18 protein-coding genes are annotated in these 19,271 nt (G+C 33.3%); 13 read left to right on the top strand and 5 right to left on the bottom strand.

Annotated features, from left to right (window positions below; translation table 11 throughout):
• Positions 1-22: 22 nt before the first annotated feature.
• Positions 23-1,930 (top strand): membrane protein insertase YidC, encoded by a 1,908-nt coding sequence (yidC, locus tag ACTU6T_RS02810; RefSeq protein ID WP_460219748.1) that lies wholly within the window; start codon positions 23-25, stop codon positions 1,928-1,930.
• Positions 1,931-2,054: 124 nt separating this feature from the next.
• Here yidC and ACTU6T_RS02805 read toward each other — a convergent pair whose 3' ends face one another.
• Positions 2,055-3,476 (bottom strand): fasciclin domain-containing protein, encoded by a 1,422-nt coding sequence (locus ACTU6T_RS02805; protein WP_460219747.1) that lies wholly within the window; start codon positions 3,474-3,476, stop codon positions 2,055-2,057.
• A gap of 66 nt (positions 3,477-3,542) precedes the next feature.
• Between ACTU6T_RS02805 and ACTU6T_RS02800 the strand changes: the two genes are divergently transcribed.
• The 5 genes from ACTU6T_RS02800 to ACTU6T_RS02780 all read left to right on the top strand — a co-directional run bounded on the left by ACTU6T_RS02800 (position 3,543) and on the right by ACTU6T_RS02780 (position 9,299).
• On the top strand, positions 3,543-4,265 hold the full coding sequence (locus ACTU6T_RS02800; protein ID WP_460219746.1) for a toxin-antitoxin system YwqK family antitoxin: 723 nt from the start codon (positions 3,543-3,545) through the stop codon (positions 4,263-4,265).
• 78 nt (positions 4,266-4,343) lie between these two features.
• The gene (mnmA, locus tag ACTU6T_RS02795) at positions 4,344-5,531 is read left to right on the top strand and encodes a tRNA 2-thiouridine(34) synthase MnmA (RefSeq protein WP_460219745.1); all 1,188 of its coding nucleotides are present in this window, start codon (positions 4,344-4,346) and stop codon (positions 5,529-5,531) included.
• 70 nt (positions 5,532-5,601) lie between these two features.
• Complete coding sequence (locus tag ACTU6T_RS02790) at positions 5,602-7,209, top strand: S8 family serine peptidase (RefSeq protein ID WP_460219744.1); 1,608 nt, start codon at positions 5,602-5,604, stop codon at positions 7,207-7,209.
• Positions 7,210-8,157 carry an NAD(P)H-dependent flavin oxidoreductase gene (locus tag ACTU6T_RS02785; protein ID WP_460219743.1) on the top strand — a complete coding sequence of 316 codons (948 nt, stop codon included), beginning with the start codon at positions 7,210-7,212 and terminating at the stop codon, positions 8,155-8,157.
• Between the two features lie 47 nt (positions 8,158-8,204).
• Positions 8,205-9,299 carry an ATP-grasp domain-containing protein gene (locus ACTU6T_RS02780; RefSeq protein WP_460219742.1) on the top strand — a complete coding sequence of 365 codons (1,095 nt, stop codon included), beginning with the start codon at positions 8,205-8,207 and terminating at the stop codon, positions 9,297-9,299.
• A 1-nt stretch (position 9,300) separates the two neighbouring features.
• Here the strand turns inward: ACTU6T_RS02780 and ACTU6T_RS02775 are convergent, their stop codons facing one another.
• Positions 9,301-10,251, bottom strand: coding sequence for a hypothetical protein (locus tag ACTU6T_RS02775; RefSeq protein WP_460219741.1), 951 nt, complete (start codon positions 10,249-10,251; stop codon positions 9,301-9,303).
• Between the two features lie 391 nt (positions 10,252-10,642).
• Here ACTU6T_RS02775 and ACTU6T_RS02770 point away from each other — a divergent pair, with 391 nt between their 5' ends.
• The 3 genes from ACTU6T_RS02770 to ACTU6T_RS02760 are packed head-to-tail and all read left to right on the top strand — an operon-like array spanning position 10,643 to position 12,844.
• Positions 10,643-12,025, top strand: a complete 1,383-nt coding sequence (locus ACTU6T_RS02770) for an MATE family efflux transporter (protein ID WP_460219740.1) — start codon at positions 10,643-10,645, stop codon at positions 12,023-12,025.
• Between the two features lie 10 nt (positions 12,026-12,035).
• Entirely contained in the window at positions 12,036-12,263 is a 228-nt protein-coding gene (locus ACTU6T_RS02765; protein WP_460219739.1) for a hypothetical protein, read from the top strand.
• Entirely contained in the window at positions 12,263-12,844 is a 582-nt protein-coding gene (locus ACTU6T_RS02760; protein WP_460219738.1) for a phosphatase PAP2 family protein, read from the top strand. Before ACTU6T_RS02765 ends, ACTU6T_RS02760 begins: the two co-directional genes overlap by 1 nt.
• On the opposite strand, the gene ACTU6T_RS02755 is transcribed toward ACTU6T_RS02760, so the two are convergent.
• The gene (locus ACTU6T_RS02755; protein WP_460219737.1) at positions 12,841-13,557 is read right to left on the bottom strand and encodes a glycosyltransferase; all 717 of its coding nucleotides are present in this window, start codon (positions 13,555-13,557) and stop codon (positions 12,841-12,843) included. The genes ACTU6T_RS02760 and ACTU6T_RS02755 overlap by 4 nt on opposite strands.
• Before the next feature lie 99 nt (positions 13,558-13,656).
• Between ACTU6T_RS02755 and ACTU6T_RS02750 the strand changes: the two genes are divergently transcribed.
• Positions 13,657-14,595, top strand: a complete 939-nt coding sequence (locus ACTU6T_RS02750) for an NAD-dependent epimerase/dehydratase family protein (protein ID WP_460219736.1) — start codon at positions 13,657-13,659, stop codon at positions 14,593-14,595.
• Here ACTU6T_RS02750 and meaB read toward each other — a convergent pair.
• Together meaB and ACTU6T_RS02740 are read right to left on the bottom strand one after the other, a co-directional pair.
• Positions 14,585-15,664 carry a methylmalonyl Co-A mutase-associated GTPase MeaB gene (gene meaB / locus ACTU6T_RS02745; protein ID WP_460219735.1) on the bottom strand — a complete coding sequence of 360 codons (1,080 nt, stop codon included), beginning with the start codon at positions 15,662-15,664 and terminating at the stop codon, positions 14,585-14,587. The genes ACTU6T_RS02750 and meaB overlap by 11 nt on opposite strands.
• A 7-nt stretch (positions 15,665-15,671) precedes the next feature.
• On the bottom strand, positions 15,672-16,238 hold the full coding sequence (locus ACTU6T_RS02740; protein ID WP_460219734.1) for a DUF2911 domain-containing protein: 567 nt from the start codon (positions 16,236-16,238) through the stop codon (positions 15,672-15,674).
• A 186-nt stretch (positions 16,239-16,424) separates the two neighbouring features.
• Between ACTU6T_RS02740 and ACTU6T_RS02735 the strand changes: the two genes are divergently transcribed.
• The 3 genes from ACTU6T_RS02735 (at position 16,425) to ACTU6T_RS02725 (ending at position 19,253) form a co-directional block, all read left to right on the top strand.
• Complete coding sequence (locus tag ACTU6T_RS02735) at positions 16,425-16,982, top strand: RNA polymerase sigma factor (RefSeq protein ID WP_460219733.1); 558 nt, start codon at positions 16,425-16,427, stop codon at positions 16,980-16,982.
• Positions 16,966-17,556 (top strand): hypothetical protein, encoded by a 591-nt coding sequence (locus ACTU6T_RS02730; protein WP_460219732.1) that lies wholly within the window; start codon positions 16,966-16,968, stop codon positions 17,554-17,556. Before ACTU6T_RS02735 ends, ACTU6T_RS02730 begins: the two co-directional genes overlap by 17 nt.
• A gap of 104 nt (positions 17,557-17,660) precedes the next feature.
• Positions 17,661-19,253 (top strand): hypothetical protein, encoded by a 1,593-nt coding sequence (locus ACTU6T_RS02725; protein WP_460219731.1) that lies wholly within the window; start codon positions 17,661-17,663, stop codon positions 19,251-19,253.
• Positions 19,254-19,271: the final 18 nt, after the last annotated feature.

Below are 19,271 nucleotides of genomic sequence, written 5' to 3'. Positions count from 1 at the left end.
TCGGAGAAACTAAATTATACAAATGGAAGAAAAGAAACTCGATTTAAATTCGATAATAGGCTTTGTGCTTATTTTTGGAATATTACTCTTTATGATGTGGCAAAATCAACCCACACCTGAAGAACTTGCTGAACAAGAAAAGCAAGAGCAGATTGAAGCCGAGAAAAAAGCTGAAGCTGAAGCAAAGACCGAAGATGCTAAAATTACTACAGCAGAAGATTATTCGTTAGACAATCCAAATGATTCACTTAAAGTAGAAGCTTTAAAAAGTAAATTAGGAGCTTTTGCTTATGCCTCAACATTGCCTTCTGCAAAAGATGAGAATACCTCAGTTCAAACGGAAGTCTTAGATTTAAAGTTTAGTAATAAAGGAGGGTTTATTTCCGAAGTGATACTAAAGCAATTTGTAGATTATGATTCTATTCCAATTGCGTTAATTCAAAATGGAAATGAGCAATTTAATATTACATTTCCAACGGCAGACAACCGCATCTTAAACACCAAGGATTTATATTTTCAGCCTTCTGTGACTAAAAATGGTGAGAACACTGTTGTATCAATGAAACTAAAAGTGTCTGAATCTAAATTTTTAGAATACCGCTATGAGTTAAAACCTGACGATTATATGATTGATTTTTCAATTCGTTCTCAGGGCTTAAATACTATTGTAAATAGCTCTCAGGAAATTGATTTGGATTGGAGGTTAAAAGCATTTCGCCATGACCAAAGTATTACTTACGAAAATCGTTATACACGCTTAACGTATATGCACGATGGTGAAAAAATTGACAAATTAGCTCAAATGAGTGATGATGAAGAAATCATCGAAAATGCACGTTGGTTATCTTATAGACAACATTTCTTTAGTACAATTCTTATAGCAGATCAGCCTTTTAAAAAGGTAACTATTGCAACTACAGACTTAGTACAGGATGAAGAAATTGATACAGTATTTACAAAAGAGTTTGCTTCTAAGCTACCGTTAACATTTACAAATGGTGAAGCTAATAATAATTTTCATTTATATTTTGGACCTACAGATAGCAAGGTTTTAAAGCAGTACGATTATGATTTAGAAGAGAGTATTCCATTTGGTTGGGGGATTTTTGGATGGATTAACAAGGCATTATTTATCCCATTATTTGCTTTCTTGAGTGGTTTCTTACCGTATGGTATTGCCATAATTGTTATGACGGTTTTAATCAAATTAATGATGTCGTTTGTTCAATACAAGCAATTCTTGTCTCAGGCTAAAATGAGGGTTTTAAAACCTGAATTAGATGCAATTAGAGAGAAATATAAAGACAATAAAATGAAAGCTCAACAAGAGACGATGGCGTTGCAAAATAAAGCAGGTGCTAGTCCTTTAGCTGGTTGTTTACCTGGTTTAATTCAATTGCCTGTCTTTTATGCCTTATTCATGTTTTTTCCAACAGCATTTGATTTACGTCAGAAAAGCTTCTTATGGGCAGATGATTTATCTTCCTATGATGTGATTGCTGAGTTACCGTTCAACATTCCATTCTATGGGGATCACGTGAGTTTGTTTCCGATTTTAGCTGCAATAGCCATTTTCTTTTATATGAAAATGACTACTGGGCAACAAATGGCATCTCAGCCAACCCAAGAAGGAATGCCAGATATGAGTAAAATGATGAAGTATATGATTTACTTCTCTCCATTATTAATGTTGGTATTCTTTAACCAATACGCTTCTGGATTGAGTTTATATTACTTCATATCTAACTTAATTAGTATTGGTATTATGTTAGTGATCAAGAATTATATCTTAGACGAAGATAAGATTCATGCTCAGATTCAAGAGAACAAGAAGAAGCCTAAAAAGCAAAACAAGTTTCAAAAGAAAATGGCAGAGATGATGGAGCAGGCTGAACAGCAAAAACAAGCACAGCAAAGACGTAAGAAATAATTAGTTTGCATCATCGTATTAAAAATAAAAGCGCCTTTAGATAACATCTAATGGCGCTTTTTGAATAGTCACACTTCAATTAATGTAATTAATCAATTTCAAATGAATTTATATCTTGTATTTACTAGTTTGTAGTATCTGGGATTAATACGGTTTCAATGGCATGTACAACACCATTAATAGCTTGTACGTTTGTTAATACAATATCAATATCTGTATTTCCAGCACCATCAGTAATTTTAGCAGCATTTCCATCATTTCCAGGTAAATTGATTGTAATCATGTCACCTTCAAATGTTGCTGGCATGATACCATCAGTTAAGTCTTCTGCTCTTACATTCGCACTAGCAATAACATGATGTGTTAATACACTATTTAATAATGCATCATCAATATCTGCAGGAGAATTCCAATCTGAATTACTATCTAATAATGCAGTAAAGGCCGAATCTAAAGGCGCAAAGACTGTAAATGGTCCATCACCTGATAAGGTTGGAATAAGCATAGGATTAGCCGCAGAACCATCTGCTTCTACTAATGACATAACTAAACTTGACAATCCTGGGTTAGCTGTTGCGTGAGTTACGATAGTTGGTAAATCAATTACTTCATTTACAACATGAATCACACCATTTGTTGCTACAATATCTGCAGCAGTTACTGAAGAGGAACCGTTTAAAGTAACACCTCCATCTGTATCGATATACATACTTAAAGCATCATTATCAGCGTTTACTGCTGCAGTATTCACATAACCAGATAATAATCCAGTTGAAATCGCAGTTGCGCCAACAATCACATGATTGGATAACACATTTGCAATCTCATTTCCATCTGGGTTTGTAAAATTATCAAATGCATTGTTATTTGGAGCAAAAACGGTAAAGTCACCAGGTGTAGATAATAAATCTGTAAAGGTCATATTACCACCAGCAGTTAAAGCGCCAACTAAATTAGATAATACTGGATTAGCAACGGCATGATCTACAATGTTTGGTAAACCTATTACTGCATCCACAATATGTACGGTTCCATTAGAAGCATCTATATCGGCTCCTCCTGAAACTACTGATGATATGTTGTTAAATCGTACTCCATTTGAAGTGTCAAAGTAAATACTTAAATTTTCTCCACCTGCTCCAGTAGCATTTGTTCTTGTATATCCAGAACCCAATCCAGTTAAATCCGATGACGTCAGATCGACAGATATCACATGATTTAATAATACTTGTGACAAAATTGCTGTATCGATGTCACTTAAATTGTTCCAAGCAGGATTACTATCTAACAGTGCTTGGAATGCGTCATTAGTAGGTGCGAGTACTGTAAAAGGACCATTGCCACTTAATACAGTAACTAAATCACCATCGGCTGCTTGAAGTACTGTAACTAAGCTGCTTAAGTTTGGATTAGCGCTTGCGATTTCTACAATATTTAATGGATTTTGAATGATTGGTCCACCATCATCATCGTCACTACAGGATTGTAATGCAAGTACAAATAAAAATAACGGCAATAATTTTAATGTTTTTGAAATAATTTTCATTTTTTTGAGTTTTTTATTGTTCAACATTATTGATAATAAAATCATTTTGTTTAACAAAACTACAAAATGATTAAACAAAACATCATGAAGCCGTATTTTTTTATATTTATTTTAACAGTTGTTTCTTTAACTTCGTTTGCTCAAAATGCTGTTAATCAGTTTGATAAAAATGGGAAGCGCCATGGTGCTTGGCGTAAGTACTTTGATAAAACGAAAGAACTGCGTTACCAAGGTCAGTTTGATCATGGTAAGGAAATAGGGATATTTAAGTTTTACACTTTAAATAAGGGAAAGAGTGTGTTAAGCGCGATTAAAGAATTTAATGACCTTGATAGTAAAGCATCAGTTAAGTTTCTGTCTTCTAAAGGTAAGCTCATTAGTGAAGGTCAAATGGATGGCCGCTTATATATAGGTAAATGGACGTATTATCATAATAAAAGTGATGCAGTAATGTCTACTGAATATTACAATGATAATGGAAAATTGGAAGGAGAAAAACTTGTGTTTTATCCTGATGGTAAGTTGGCAGAAAAATCAAATTATAGTAATGGTCAATTAAATGGTATATCCACATGGTATGCAAAAAATGGAATTACCTTAAAAGTGTTTCAATATAAAAATGATGAGTTAAATGGTGTGTCTAAGTATTATGATGCTAATGGTCAGCTAAAAGCCGAAGGGTCTTATAGAAGTGGTTTAAAGCATGGGATATGGAAGTACTATGAAGATGGAAAACTTGTAAAATCTAAGGATCATACTAAACGCAGTAAAAACCCTAAAAAGCAATAGTCAAAACAAATGGGTAGCATAGTTAATTATAATGGCAACAGGACTTCTGTTGCTATTTTTATTTCTTAATTTTGCAAAATGAAAAGAGTTATAGTCGGACTTTCGGGAGGTGTAGATTCTAGTGTTGCTGCATATTTGTTAAAAGAGCAAGGCTATGAGGTCATTGGTTTGTTTATGAAAAACTGGCATGATGATTCTGTGACCATTTCTGATGAATGCCCATGGTTAGATGATAGTAATGATGCTATGCTTGTTGCAGATAAGCTAGGGATTCCATTTCAAACTGTAGATTTAAGTGAGCAATACAAATCACGTATTGTTGATTATATGTTTGATGAGTATCAAAAAGGGAGAACACCTAATCCGGATGTGTTATGTAATAGAGAAATTAAGTTTGACGTTTTTATGAAAATAGCTCTTGATCTTGGTGCTGATTACGTTGCTACAGGTCATTATTGCAGAAAAGGAACTATAGAGAAAGATGGTAAGACCATATTTCAATTATTAGCAGGTGTAGATACTAATAAAGATCAATCTTATTTTTTATGTCAACTATCACAGGAGCAATTGTCTAAGGCACTATTTCCTATTGGTGAATTAACGAAGCCTCAAGTAAGAAATATTGCGACTAAGTTAGATTTGGTCACTGCCGATAAAAAAGATTCTCAAGGTCTATGTTTCATAGGAAAAGTACGGTTGCCTGAATTTCTTCAACAAAAGTTAAAACCAAAAGAAGGTGTAATTGTTGAGATTCCTAAGGAAAAAGAAGCATATACAGCTGAAGCGCCAATATTTAATTCAAAAGAACAGGAATTAGTGTATTTGACTCAAAAAATTGATTATACTATTTCAGATGGAACAATTGTAGGCAAGCATCAAGGAGCTCATTATTTTACTAAAGGTCAGCGTAAAGGTTTAGGTGTTGGAGGTACAATCGAACCTCTTTTTGTCATTGATACTGATGTGGATGAAAATATTATTTATACAGGACAAGGAAAACAGCATCCTGGACTATATAAGAAAGCATTATTTGTAAGCAACGATGAATTACATTGGATTCGTGAAGATTTACAATTATCTGTTGGCCAAGCGATGAACGTAAAAGCAAGAATACGTTATCGCCAACAACTTGAAAATGCTACATTGTATAAAGTGATCGATGGACTTTTTGTAGAATTTGAAATCAAGCAATCTGCTATTACTGAAGGGCAATTTGTAGCTTGGTACTTAGATGATGAATTAGTAGGTTCGGGAGTAATTTCTTAAATTGCAATGAAGAAATCTTAATGATAATAGTTTAAAAACGACAAAGTTTTTAAATGTAATATCTATTGCTATGAAAAAAATCCTACTCTTTTCTCTAATACTTTCACAGTATTTTGTCATGGCGCAAGAAGATGCCTGGGTATATTTCAATGCGAAAGATAATGTGCAAGCATCAATTGATAATCCAATTTCAATTTTAACACAGCAAGCAATTGATAGAAAAAATGCTCATAACATTGCAATAGATGAGCGCGATGTTCCTGTTAATGAAACTTATATTACCTTACTTAAAGCACCAGAAACTGGAGTGACAGTTTTTGCTAAATCGAAATGGTTTAATGCTGTTTATGTTCGTGGTAGTGAAGCTGATATTAATGCTCTTATTTCTAATTTTGACTTTGTTGAATCTGTTGAGTTCGCAAATAAAAATTTAAACTCTAACTCAAGAGTAGATCAATCATTTGATAAGTTTTCTGTCGAAAATGAGACTGTTGTTTTTAATTATGGGACAACTTTAGATCAAATTGAGCAAATCAACGCAGATGCTTTGCATATTGAAGATTATACAGGAGAAGGTATTATTGTAGCTGTATTAGATTCTGGGTTTCCAAATGTTGACACTATGGCTGCTTTTCAGCGCTTACGAGATAATGGAGATTTGTTAAATGGTTATGATTTTGTAAATAGAAATAATGATGTTTATGCTTTCGCAGGGAATGATCATGGTACCAAAGTATTAAGTACAATGGCGGGTTTTGTGCAGGATCAATTTGTTGGTTCAGCTCCAGACGCTTCCTATTATTTATTTAGAACCGAAGACGTATCAAGTGAAACACCTGTTGAAGAAGCTTATTGGGTTGAAGCTGCTGAACGATCTGATAGTTTAGGAGTCGATATCATCAATACATCATTAGGGTATAGAACCTATCAAAATCCAAATTATTCTCATGTCAATGAAGATTTAAATGGAAGTACCACGTTTATTACAAGAGGAGCTAATATAGCGAATGAGAAAGGAATTTTGGTTGTCACTTCTGCTGGTAATTCCGCAGATACAGGTGTAGGTGCACCTGCTGATGCTACAGGAGTCTTGAGTATTGCAGCAGTTGATGCAGATGGTAATTATGCGCCTTTTAGTTCTCAAGGAAGCGCATTTCAATCCACCCAAAAACCGGATGTTTCTGCAAGAGGACTAGCGGCATTTGTAATAGATGATGCAAATACTATCGTTAATAATAATGGAACCTCTTTTAGTTCTCCTATTATGGCTGGTGGAATTGCTTCACTATGGCAGGCTTTACCTGATGCCACAAATGATGAGATAAAACAGTATGTTAGGATGTCGGCCTCTCAATTTGATACACCAGATTATTTCTTAGGATATGGAATTCCCGATTTACAATTGGCTTTAGACATAGGCTTGTCTCTTCAGGAAGACGATTTTTTTGAATTCAAGATATTTCCAAATCCTGCAACCAATATTTTAAACATTCAAATTCCTACAGCAAACGACAGTACTACTCTAGAAATTTTTGATTTGTTAGGTAAACGTGTTTTCGAACAAACCATCACAACATCTTCAAATCGATTAGATGTGTCATCTATGGCTTCAGGGGTTTATATGATGATATTTCAATCTGATAACGCGTCAAAAACATTCAAACTTATAAAAACATAAATGGCAAATAAAATTACTCAGCTTTTTAATATCAAATATCCAATAATACAAGCTGGAATGATATGGAATAGTGGCTGGAAATTAGCATCAGCTGCAAGTAATGCTGGTGCATTAGGTTTAATAGGTGCTGGTTCAATGTATCCTGATGTGTTACGTGAGCATATTCGGAAATGTAAAAAAGCTACCAATAAACCTTTTGGAGTTAATGTTCCAATGTTATATCCTAATATTGAGGAGATTATGGGTATTATTGTTGAAGAAGGTGTGAATATCGTATTTACTTCCGCTGGAAATCCTAAAACATGGACATCTTGGCTTCAAGAAAAAGGCATTAGGGTAGTTCATGTCGTTAGTAGTGTGAAGTTTGCATTAAAGGCTGAAGCAGCTGGAGTTGATGCGATTGTAGCTGAAGGGTTTGAAGCTGGAGGACATAATGGTAGAGATGAAACCACCACCTTAACTTTAATTCCAATGGTAAAAGAGCAGTTGCAAATCCCATTAATTGCGGCTGGAGGAATTGCAACTGGTCAAGCTATGTTGGCTGCTATGATATTGGGTGCAGATGCTGTGCAAGTTGGAAGTAGATTTGTGGCAAGTGAAGAATCCTCTGCTCATGAAGATTTTAAAACTGTAGTCGTTGACGCTAAAGAAGGGGATACTCAATTAACATTGAAGGAGTTGGCTCCAGTACGACTTATTAAAAATAAGTTTTTTAACGAAGTACAAGAATTATATAAAACGGGCCCAACCGTCGAAGAGCTCAAAGCATTGTTAGGTCGAGCAAGAGCTAAACGAGGTATGTTTGAAGGTGATTTGGATGATGGTGAACTTGAAATAGGACAAATTGCTGGATTAATTCACGATATTAAACCTGCTGCTCAGATTGTTGAGGATATGATGACCGAGTTCAGAAACGCTAAGTTAAAAGTTCAGGATATCTCATTCTAAAAACTGTATATTTATCAGCTCTTAATGGTTATTACTCTTTTTAATTAATGAACACTAGAATTAATGTATTAATTCCTGATGGCGATAGTACCTGGGCTCTATCTGTTTTACATTGTTTATCTCAAAGTGAGAGATATAACATCTTTGTGTTGTCTAATAAGAAGAGAACTGCTACAAAATTTTCAAAATTCAAATCTTATTACAAGTTTTATGAACGCCATAATGATGAGCAATGGTTAGATATTGTAAATTCTGAAATCCAAAAACAAGAGATTTCTGTTGTTATACCTATTGCAGAACACGAGATGTCTTTTTTTATAAGGTATAAAGAGCAGATTTCTGCGATATCTAAAATCATTCCATTGCCAAGCATCAATGATTTTGAGATAGCTATTGATAAGAAATTATTAAGTGATTTTGCAAGAAGTAATGCCATTCCACATCCAAAATCAGTAATGTTCGCTTCTGAAAGCAATAAATTGGAAATACTATCAAGTTTTGAATATCCTATTCTAATAAAACCTTTGAGTTTAAAAGGAGGTGATGGTATAGAAAAAGTTGACAGTTATGATCAGTTTCCGAAGTTAAAAGAAGAACCTTTGCTTATTCAAGAATACATTGAAGGTTATGATATTGATTGTAGTGTGTTGTGTCTTAATGGTGTAATTTTAGCATATACAATTCAGAAAGGAAATTTGGAAGGTGATACGGCGTATGCACCTCAATTAGCTTTTGATTTTGTTGATAATGAAGAAGTATTACAAGTAACTAAGAAGGTCATGACCAAACTTAATTGGTCTGGTGTGGCTCACTTAGATTTGCGCTATGATCAAAAGGCTAAGAACTATAAACTTATTGAAGTTAATGCTCGTTTTTGGGGAAGTGTTGAGGCTTCTAATGTTGCAGGTGTTAATTTTCCTGATTTGATATGTAGGGTTGCATTAGAGCAACCACTGTTGTATAAGGGGTTTAAGAAAATTAACTATATGAGGCTAAAAGGTGTTTTAAAAACGATTAGAAGAAATCCACTTTTTATATGTAAACGGTACTATTTGATGAATAACACAGAAACTAGACTCTTTTTGAAAGATCCTATGCCTACGGTATATAAGTTTAGAGAATGGTTAGGTCGAAAATTTTAGTTTATCTGTTATTTAATATTTCTGAAATTTTAGTGTTGTAAAGTCGGCTAGCACCATTTTCATAAGTCTTGAAAACCTTTTTTAGTTCTTTTATATTTAAGGGTTGATCGAATTTAGTTGTTGTGCCATTACGCTTGCTAGTAAAATAGAGCGTATTTGTTTTTGTGTCTACCAACGGACAATAGTCCATCTTATCAGAATTAACTTCTGGCCCCATATTTTTTGCACGACTCCATTGTCCATTTTCATCTTTAAAACTGATATATAAATCGCCACTTCCAAATCCATCTTTTCTACCATAGCAAGTGTAAATAATATACGACTCATCAGATGCAATAAAGGCATTGAATTCATAACCTTCTGAGTTGATGTTATCACCCAATGGTTCTGGGGCTTGATAAACTCCATTTTTGTATTGACTTACATAAATGTCATCTTTACGTTTTAAGGTTTTGTTGTCTAAAGTGAAATAAAAGTTTCCAGAATTTGTAAGTATGGGATAAAACTCATCCATATCTGAATTAATTGGTGCTCCCATGTTTTTAGGTTCAGACCATGTGCCATTCAAACTTGGTCTGGTAACATACCAAATATCAAAATCTTTTGACTTGTTTGACGAGTTGTTTAGAGGCCTGTTTGAAGCAAAGTATAAGGTCAATCCATCACTCGAAAAGAAAGGTTCAATATCAAAGTATTGACCAGAAAAGGATAATATTTCTGGGGCATTCCATACATTATTTTGTTGCTGTGTAATTACTAATGCTGAAACATCACCCATTCTACTTTGCGCCGATATTATAGCTTCATTTTGGTTTGGAGATAAGGCTATATCTCTTACATTTGGGAATTGAGATACTACAGATTCTAAAAAAGGAGTTACCAAATTTGTATTAGACTGAGTATAGGAATAAAACGATATAATGCAAAATAATAGTGTAATTAAACGTGTCATAAATTTTTATTTATATAGCAATTTACAAATCAAGAAACTTAATAATTTTAAAGTTTTGTTAATTCATAACAAGCGGTATAAATGACAAAAAGAGACCGAAGTCTCTTTTTGCATGAAACGTTTTTAACAATAAAATTTTTAAATCCCTCTAAAATAACAGCTAAAAAAGTTTCTACCCCAAATACCTAACCTACTACAATAAGATATTTGTTGGGATAAAAATAAGAGTTTAGAACATGGATTAAGTTAAAAAAAAGTTCAACTTATTAACAATTAAAGTTTATAACTTTTTAATAATCAAACAATTGAATTTTTTTTATGCAAATCTCAATCTAGTGAGACTTTAGAGATTTCAAATGATGTAACTTTGGCTTAACAAAACACAAGCTTTTTGATTTTATCACAATACACTAAAGAATTTAACTATAATTTTAAATTAGCAGCTCCTGTAATTTTAGGAATGCTAGGCCACACTTTTGTAAGTTTTATTGATAATATAATGGTAGGTCAGTTAGGTACTGCTGAACTCGCAGCTGTATCATTGGGTAATAGCTTTATGTTTATTGCAATGTCACTCGGGATTGGATTTTCAACGGCAATTACACCGTTAGTAGCAGAGGCTGATGCTGCAGATAATTTTGCGGAAGGTAAATCATCTTTTAAGCACGGTTTATTTCTATGCATGGTCTTAGGAATTGTTTTGTTTTTGTGTGTATTTCTAGCAAAACCACTGTTGTATTTTATGAAACAACCCGTAGAGGTTGTAGAATTGGCACTTCCTTATTTGAATTTAGTGGCATTTTCGTTGATTCCACTAATTGTATTTCAGGCCTTTAAGCAATTTAGTGATGGTTTATCTATGACTAGGTATCCAATGTATGCAACCATTTTAGCTAATATTGTAAATGTTATTTTGAATTATGTTTTAATTTTTGGGAAGTTTGGTTTTCCTGAAATGGGGATTGTTGGAGCTGCTTATGGGACGTTAATTTCGCGTTTTATCATGGTGGTATATTTGTGGTGGCTTCTTACCAAAAAAGACAAATCCCAAGCTTTTGTTACTAATATTAAGATTTTTGTTTTGGATAAGTTAATGCTTAAAAAGGTTATTAATCTCGGCTTGCCAAGTGCTATGCAAATGTTTTTTGAAGTAGCTATTTTTACTGCTGCGATATGGTTAAGTGGGTTGCTTGGTAAAAATCCACAAGCGGCTAATCAAATAGCTCTTAATTTATCGTCTATGACATTTATGGTGGCTATGGGATTGAGTGTTGCTTCAATGATAAGAGTGGGGAATCAAAAAGGACTGCATCAGTATTTTGAATTAAGACGAATTGCATTCTCTATATTTTTATTAGCAATTATATTGGCAGTATGTTTTGGTGCCATCTTCTTTGTCTTCCATGATGACCTTCCAAAATTATATGTAGATTTAGACGATGGAAAAAATCTATTAGATAATACGGAAGTGATTACTATAGCCGCTAAATTAATGATAGCTGCAGCTATATTTCAAATAAGCGATAGTATTCAAGTGGTTGTTTTAGGTGCTCTTAGAGGATTACAAGATGTTAAAATCCCAACAATTATCACTTTTATATCCTATTGGGTTGTCGGCTTTCCGATTAGCTTTTTCCTCGGAAAAGAGGAAGCTTATGGAAGTTTTGGTATATGGTTAGGCCTATTGGCTGGATTAACAACAGCTGCAATATTATTGTTTATAAGATTTAATTATTTGACGAAAAAGTTAATTTTGTCACACACTAACAACTAGAATTCAAAACATGGAATTACCAAAGTTTATATTAGGAGATAATACGGATCATCCAAACGCTATATTTGTTATTCATACGGAGTTTCCTCGTTTTATTATTAATCTTGAAGATGATGAGGTAGAATGGTTTGAAGAATTTGATGAACATGATCAAAGAGAAATTGAAGCTGAAGCAGAAAATCTAATCCAAGCAGCTACCGATTTTTATGATAGAGAAGTTGCTAGATACGACGAATAATGTTAGAAGAATTAGTACAGCTAGACACAGAGTTATTTATCTACTTAAACATGCTAGGTAGTGAAGCATGGGACGGATTTTGGATGTTTTACACAACCAAGTTTAATTGGATTCCGTTTTATGCTGTTTTGGCATATCTAATGTATAAGCGTCTGAATACAAAAATGTTTGTATTGACATTATTGGTCATTGCCTTGATGATTACTTTTACTGATCAAGTTACTAACCTCTTTAAAAAAGTTTTGGTGATGCGATTACGACCTTGTCATAATGAAGATATAGATGGGCTTTTTAGATTGGTAAAAAGTTATTGCGGAGGCAAATATGGTTATTTTTCTGGACACGCATCTAATTCTATGGCTGTGGCTGTTTTCACAAGTTTGATGCTTAAATTTAAATACAAATACCTGCCTTATATACTAATTATCTGGGCATTGGCTATGGGATATAGTCGTATTTATATTGGTGTTCATTATCCTTTAGATGTCCTAAGCGGTATGCTGTTTGGAGCCTTATCTGGATTTTTATTTTATAAATTAGATATGTATTTACAAACGAGATTTCAACTTAAAAACAATTAAATACTCTTCTTGTCAATGGTATAATTGATTGACCTTTTTTTCATCCATACATAAGCAAAACAATCTAGTAAAGGAGATATAATACGTTTTCTTACTCCAAACTTTGAAGTGCCAGCTATTCTAGGAAAATGCCGAACAGGAATTTGCTTTATAGTGCCTTTTTGTAATAATATCATTGCAGGTAGAAAGCGATGTAAACCTTTAAACATAGGGATTGATTTGGCAACATCCGTTTTTATTACTTTGAGAGGGCAACCAGTATCTAACATTTTATCATTTGTAAAGAACCTGCGAATACGATTGGCAATTTTTGAGGATATGCTTTTGATAAAACTATCCTTCCTATTGGTGCGAATTCCGGTAACCATGTCATAATCGTGGATATGTTCTAGTAGTAGGTTGAAATCGTTTGGAGTAGTTTGAAGGTCGGCATCCATATAACCAACCAAAGGTGTGCTTACCATATCAAAACCTGCTTTTAAGGCTGTGCTTAAACCTTGATTACTACTAATAATTATATAGTCAAATTGATGGTGTGTACTGCAGATGTCTTCAATATAAACTTGACTATTATCTGTAGAACAATCATTCACAAAAAGAACTTTTGTTGGGACTAAAGCAGTTTTAATGTAATTAATAAGCTCATTTGCTAAGCGTTTTAAGTTGTCTTCTTCATTGTATACTGGGACAATAATCGTGAAAATATAATCCATTATGAAAGTATTAATTATACAAAAATATTCTTTTTAATCTGTGCAAGGTTCATTTGGTTTGATTTAAAAATTGTTAATTTGTGATATTAAATTGTATAAATGAAAATACTCGTCACGGGAGCAGTTGGTTTTATTGGTTCTCATACTGCAGAACGATTACAGAATCTTGGTCATGAGGTTATTGGCTTGGATAATTTTAGTGATTATTACAGTATAGATCTTAAAGAGTTAAATGCTAAAGCTTTAAAAGAAAAAGGAGTTACTATTCTTAAAAAAGATTTGCGAGATTCTAATCTGTCTGAAACTTTACCAAATGATATAAATTATATTTTTCATTTTGCAGCTCAACCTGGGATATCAACAAATTCTACTTTCGAAGATTACTTTAGTAATAATATATTAGCAACTAAAAACTTAATTGATTTTGCCGAAGCGTGTAAAGATTTAAAACTATTCGTTAATATTGGAACGTCTTCAATATATGGATTGGAAGCCACATTTTCTGAAGACCGTATACCTAAGCCTGCATCTTATTATGGAGTTACAAAATTGGCTGCAGAACAATTGGTGCTTCAAAAAAGCCGTGAGCAAAAAATGGCGGCATGTTCATTACGTTTATATTCAGTTATAGGGCCTCGTGAACGTCCTGAAAAAATGTATGCAAAATTAATTGTTGCCGCATTACATAATAAAGCTTTTCCTCTGTTTGATGGTAGTGAAAAGCATTGGAGAAGTTTTACCTATGTGGGAGATATTGTTGATGGAGTAGTGAGTGTAATTGGGAATGAAGTTAAAGTAGAAGGTGAAATTATTAATTTAGGAACAGAGGTTGAGCACACAACACAAGACGGTATAAATGCCGTTGAAGCTGTACTAGAAACATCAATTCCTATTAATGTAATTCCAAAACGGCCAGGAGATCAGTCGCGAACTAAAGCAGTAATTGATAAGGCAAAAAGACTTCTTGATTACAATCCCAAGACAACATTGTTAGAAGCTGTTAAGCATCAGGTAGATTGGTATAAGGCTAATTTTTAAGATTTAATAAATATTCTGCAGCTACAAAAGGCGTCGTCTTGCCATCTTCAATGAGTTGTAGTTGAGATTTAAGCTCTTCTTTAATCTTCGATTGATTAAAAAAATCTGATTTTAAACGCTCTTCTATGGTTTGAAGTAACCAAAATTTATTTTGTTCAGTTCTATTTTGATCAAAATAGGCATTTGTCTTTGTGTGTTTTATGTATTCAGAAATTAGAGACCATAAGTCTTTAATACCGTCTCGTTTTAAAGCACTGCAAAGCATGACTTTTGGTTGCCACTTAGAGGCTTTTTGGGGATATAAATGTAAGGCTCTGTTAAATTCAACTTTTGCGAGTTTAGCAGCTTTAAGATTATCACCATCAGCTTTGTTTATTGCAATGGTGTCTGCCATTTCTATAATTCCACGTTTTATGCCTTGGAGTTCATCTCCAGCACCAGCAATTTTTAGTAATAAGAAAAAATCGACCATACTATGCACTGCTGTTTCACTTTGTCCAACACCTACGGTTTCGATAATAATAGTTTCAAAACCTGCAGCTTCACATAAAATAATGGTTTCGCGTGTTTTTCGTGCTACACCACCTAATGATGATCCTGAAGGAGAAGGCCTAATATAAGCGTTGTTGTTTTTTACCAAATCTTCCATTCGGGTTTTGTCCCCAAGAATACTTCCTTTACTTAAACTACTGCTTGGATCTACGGCAAGTACAGCTACTTTTTTTCCTATTGAAGTTATATGCATTCCTAGAGCTTCAATAAATGTGCTTTTTCCGACACCAGGAACACCAGTGATTCCTATCCGTATTGATTGATTAGCATGCGGAAGACATTGCTTAAGAATAGTATTTGCTTTCTCTAAATGTTTTGGGTTTGAGCTTTCAACTAAAGTGATAGCTCTGCTAAGTGCCGTTATATTTCCGTTTAAAATTTCGGAAACTAAATCTTTGATCTTAGGTTGAGTTTTTCGCTTAAGCTTAATACGATTTATAGAGGCATCATTGGTGATATCTGATTGTGATACACCATCTTGTTCGTGAAGTGCAGACGATTTAGATGATTTAGACAAGCTACCTTTAGTTTTGGTCTTTTAATACTTTTAAAGGTACTGCAATTTTTGTATTATCCCAAGCCATGGTTAGTTGTAGGTTGTCTGTAGAGTTGTCAAATGCGATTGTAAACTGTTCAACAGTAGTATCTATTTTCTCAACTGGGATATCAATTTCTAAAATATCATGATTTGGATCCCACATGGGTTGCATTTCTTCATCGACTCCCCAAGCATATTGTTTGGTATTAAACATGACATTCCATGTTGAATCCTTTGGGACTGTCCATAAGGTGTATTTGCCTTTGGGAAGATAGATTCCTTGTACCATAAGATTTTTATTAGTTTCAAAAGTCGTTGCTTCATTGGCTCCAGTTCTCCAAACTTTATTAAACGGCACCAAGGCTCCAAAAATTTCTCGTCCTTTTTTTGAAGGTCTATTATAAAATACTTCTAGCTCGAGGTCATTTAATTTAAATTCCACGGTATCTTTAGGGCTTAATCGTTTAGCAAATATATCTTCAACAAAATAAGAATAAGCAAAAAGTCCAACAGCTATAATAGATAAAGCAATAAGAAGGCGTTTTAAAAACATAATGCACTAGAGTAGAAAAGGATTGTAAATAATAGTTTGTAAATATAATCGAAAATGAAATGTTAACTAAAAACTTAACGCAATTTTGTGTTAAATTCTTATTACATTAAAAAAAAATAAAAAAATTTTGCAACACTCACTTTTTTGTGTCGTCTTTAAAGTGAACTCAACCAAACCAAAAGAGATTTGAATACATTTCAAGTTGACATTATTGAACAATGCAAGCAGAATAATCGAACTGCACAATTAAAACTATACAATCAATATTGTGATGGTATGTTTACAGTTGCAATGCGATTTGTTAAGGATTCTATGGAAGCTGAAGATATCGTACAAGAAGCCTTTATTAAAGCCTTTGCAAAACTCAATCAGTATAAAGCTGAAGTCACTTTTGGAGCTTGGTTAAAACGTATCGTGATTAATAAAAGTATCGATTGCTTAAAATCTAAAAAGCAACATATGCAAGAATTGGATGAGGTGCACCTCAAAGTAGTTGATGGTAGTTATGAAAACGAATGGTTAGTAGATGATACAATAACTTTAGATGAGATTAAAAATGCGATTCAAAAGTTACCCGACAAATACCGCTACGTTGTGATGTTGTATTTAGTTGAAGGGTATGACCATCAGGAAATTTCGGAAATATTACATATAACCGAAGTTGCCTCAAGAACACAACTCTCTAGAGGTAAATCTAAATTAAAAGAACTCTTAATACCTATGCGAAATGGCACAAGATCTTAGACAATTGTTTAAAAACGAAAATAAAGCATCACAAAGCAAAATGCCAAATGGTCATGAAGCACGCTTTTTAGAAAAGTTAGATGAAGCTTTGCCAGTAGAATCATCAATCAATAAACGTTACAGTGTATTGCGAATTGCAGCAGCTATAGTTGTATTATTGGGCTTAGCATTTGGAGCAAAGCATTTCTTTTCGGAGACCAAACTAGATGATAACAGTAAGCAAATAGTTAATAATAATACATCAACCCAAGAAGAACAACTAAAGTCTTTGGGTGATATTTCTCCAGATTTAAAAAAGGTAGAAGATTATTACTTAGCGAATATCAATTTAGAATTATCTAAAGTAAAACAAACACCAGAAAACAAAGAGTTGTTTGATGGTTATGTAGTAAGGTTGGCTGAGTTGAATCAAGAGTATAAACGCTTATCTGTTGAACTTACTGAAAATGGACCAAACGAATTAACCGTAAGTGCTTTGATAGATAATTTGAAGTTACGTCTTAATTTATTGTATCGTTTGAAAGAACAATTAAATGATTTAAATACTTCGGAAGAAGAACAAATTACAACATAAACCAAATGATCTGATTTATATTAAAAGGTTTAAAATGTTTACTGACTAGTGTCTAAAAGCATGATAAGCAAAACGATAAAATTTCAGAATAAAAAAATAGACCAATGAAAATATTATATAGAACGTTATTAGTGTTTTTCTGTTGCACATTAAGTGTTGCAGCTCAAGAAAAATTGACAAAAGTATCTAAGTCCATTGATGTCACTAAAGATGTGGCTATCGATTTAAATACTAGCTATGTACAAATAGAAATAGATACATGGAACAAAAACACCTTAGAAATTGAAGCTTATATTGAAGGAAAAAAATTATCTAAAGAAGAATTGCAAGATGCTTTAAAAGATTGGAAGCTGAAGGTGGAAGGTTCTGGGAATAAAGTTAAAATTACTTCAGAAGGAGGTTTGCATGGATCTTGGGATGACCTTGGTAATATTCATATTAATTTAGAGTCCTTAAAAGCTCTTGAGGCTTTAGAAGTTTTAGGAGATTTACCTGAATTATTAGTATTACCAGAAATGCCAGAAATGCCTGAGTTGCCAGAAATGCCTGTGTTACCAGAATTAGCGGAGCTTGAACTTATAGAAATACCAGATTTACCAGAACTTCCAGAATTACCTGAAGGAGTCACAAATGTGAGTTTTGATTCTGAAGCTTATAAAGAAGGTGGTGAAACATATCTCGAAGAATGGAGTAAAGATTATCCAGCTAAGCATAGGGAAGATATGAAAAAGTGGGCACGCGAAATGGGTCGTATTGATTTTTCATCTTATGAAGCAAAAATGACAACGTGGGGTGAGAAGTTTGGAGAAAAGTTTGGAGAGAAATTTGGTAAAGAATATGAAGCCAAGATGGAAGCTTGGGGAGAAGAATTTTCAAAAAAGTTTGATGATGAATGGGCAGAAAAAATGGAAGAATGGGGCGAGAAATATGGTAAAGAAATGGAAAAACGTGGAAAAGAACTTGAAAAAAGAATGGCTAAAAGAGAGAAGGAAATGGAGAAGCGTTATGACCGAATAGCTGAACGTAACGAGGCACGTCAAAAGGCTCATGAAGAACGTCGAAAAGCACATGAAAAACGTCGTGAAGCTAGAGCATCACTTTTTGATAAAGGTCATGATGATGTTAAAAGAACGATTAAAATAAAAATGCCTAAGGATGCAAAATTAAATTTGAATGTAAGACATGGTGAGTTAAAAATGTCTTCTGTAATTCATAATTTAAAGGCAGATATATCTCATGCTACTTTATTAGCAAATCACATTGATGGAAGTGAAACTTCCATCAATGTATCATATTCACCTATAGATATTACGACTTGGAGCAATGGTGAGTTAAATTTAAAGTATGTAGAAGATGCGCATTTAAATTCGGTTGCTAGTTTACGTTTAAATAGTAACTCGTCTGATATGTATATCAATGATTTAACTGGAAATGCAATTATTGATGGGAGCTTTGGTGATTTATCTATTGCAAATATTACAGATAACTTCACCAACCTTAATGTCATTCTTGAGAATAGTGAGGCTATAATTAAGTTGCCTACTACAAATTATAGAGTGTATTTCAAAGGCAATCGATCAAGACTTAACGATGAAATGACAACACAAAAAACAATTGAAAACTATCCTACCAATAGAAATTCAGGAAAAACAATTGTGCTTAATGCAAAGTATAGTGATGTGGTTCTTAAAAACTAATTTTAAAACACTTATTTT

The organism is Psychroserpens citreus (genome assembly GCF_055686305.1).
Note: the sequence above shows the minus strand (reverse complement) of the source record. Positions and strands in the feature narration are given on the sequence as shown.

What these genes read in the sequence shown, in the direction of transcription:
- ACTU6T_RS02750 (WP_460219736.1), top strand. Translation starts at nt 13,657, where the DNA reads ATGAAAATACTCGTCACGGGAGCAGTTGGTTTTATTGGTTCTCATACT.
- ACTU6T_RS02760 (WP_460219738.1), top strand. Translation starts at nt 12,263, where the DNA reads ATGTTAGAAGAATTAGTACAGCTAGACACAGAGTTATTTATCTACTTA.
- ACTU6T_RS02765 (WP_460219739.1), top strand. Translation starts at nt 12,036, where the DNA reads ATGGAATTACCAAAGTTTATATTAGGAGATAATACGGATCATCCAAAC.
- ACTU6T_RS02785 (WP_460219743.1), top strand. Translation starts at nt 7,210, where the DNA reads ATGGCAAATAAAATTACTCAGCTTTTTAATATCAAATATCCAATAATA.
- ACTU6T_RS02730 (WP_460219732.1), top strand. Translation starts at nt 16,966, where the DNA reads ATGGCACAAGATCTTAGACAATTGTTTAAAAACGAAAATAAAGCATCA.
- ACTU6T_RS02775 (WP_460219741.1), bottom strand. Translation starts at nt 10,251, where the DNA reads ATGACACGTTTAATTACACTATTATTTTGCATTATATCGTTTTATTCC.
- ACTU6T_RS02725 (WP_460219731.1), top strand. Translation starts at nt 17,661, where the DNA reads ATGAAAATATTATATAGAACGTTATTAGTGTTTTTCTGTTGCACATTA.
- ACTU6T_RS02780 (WP_460219742.1), top strand. Translation starts at nt 8,205, where the DNA reads ATGAACACTAGAATTAATGTATTAATTCCTGATGGCGATAGTACCTGG.
- ACTU6T_RS02740 (WP_460219734.1), bottom strand. Translation starts at nt 16,238, where the DNA reads ATGTTTTTAAAACGCCTTCTTATTGCTTTATCTATTATAGCTGTTGGA.
- ACTU6T_RS02755 (WP_460219737.1), bottom strand. Translation starts at nt 13,557, where the DNA reads ATGGATTATATTTTCACGATTATTGTCCCAGTATACAATGAAGAAGAC.
- ACTU6T_RS02805 (WP_460219747.1), bottom strand. Translation starts at nt 3,476, where the DNA reads ATGAAAATTATTTCAAAAACATTAAAATTATTGCCGTTATTTTTATTT.
- yidC (WP_460219748.1), top strand. Translation starts at nt 23, where the DNA reads ATGGAAGAAAAGAAACTCGATTTAAATTCGATAATAGGCTTTGTGCTT.
- ACTU6T_RS02800 (WP_460219746.1), top strand. Translation starts at nt 3,543, where the DNA reads ATGATTAAACAAAACATCATGAAGCCGTATTTTTTTATATTTATTTTA.
- ACTU6T_RS02790 (WP_460219744.1), top strand. Translation starts at nt 5,602, where the DNA reads ATGAAAAAAATCCTACTCTTTTCTCTAATACTTTCACAGTATTTTGTC.
- mnmA (WP_460219745.1), top strand. Translation starts at nt 4,344, where the DNA reads ATGAAAAGAGTTATAGTCGGACTTTCGGGAGGTGTAGATTCTAGTGTT.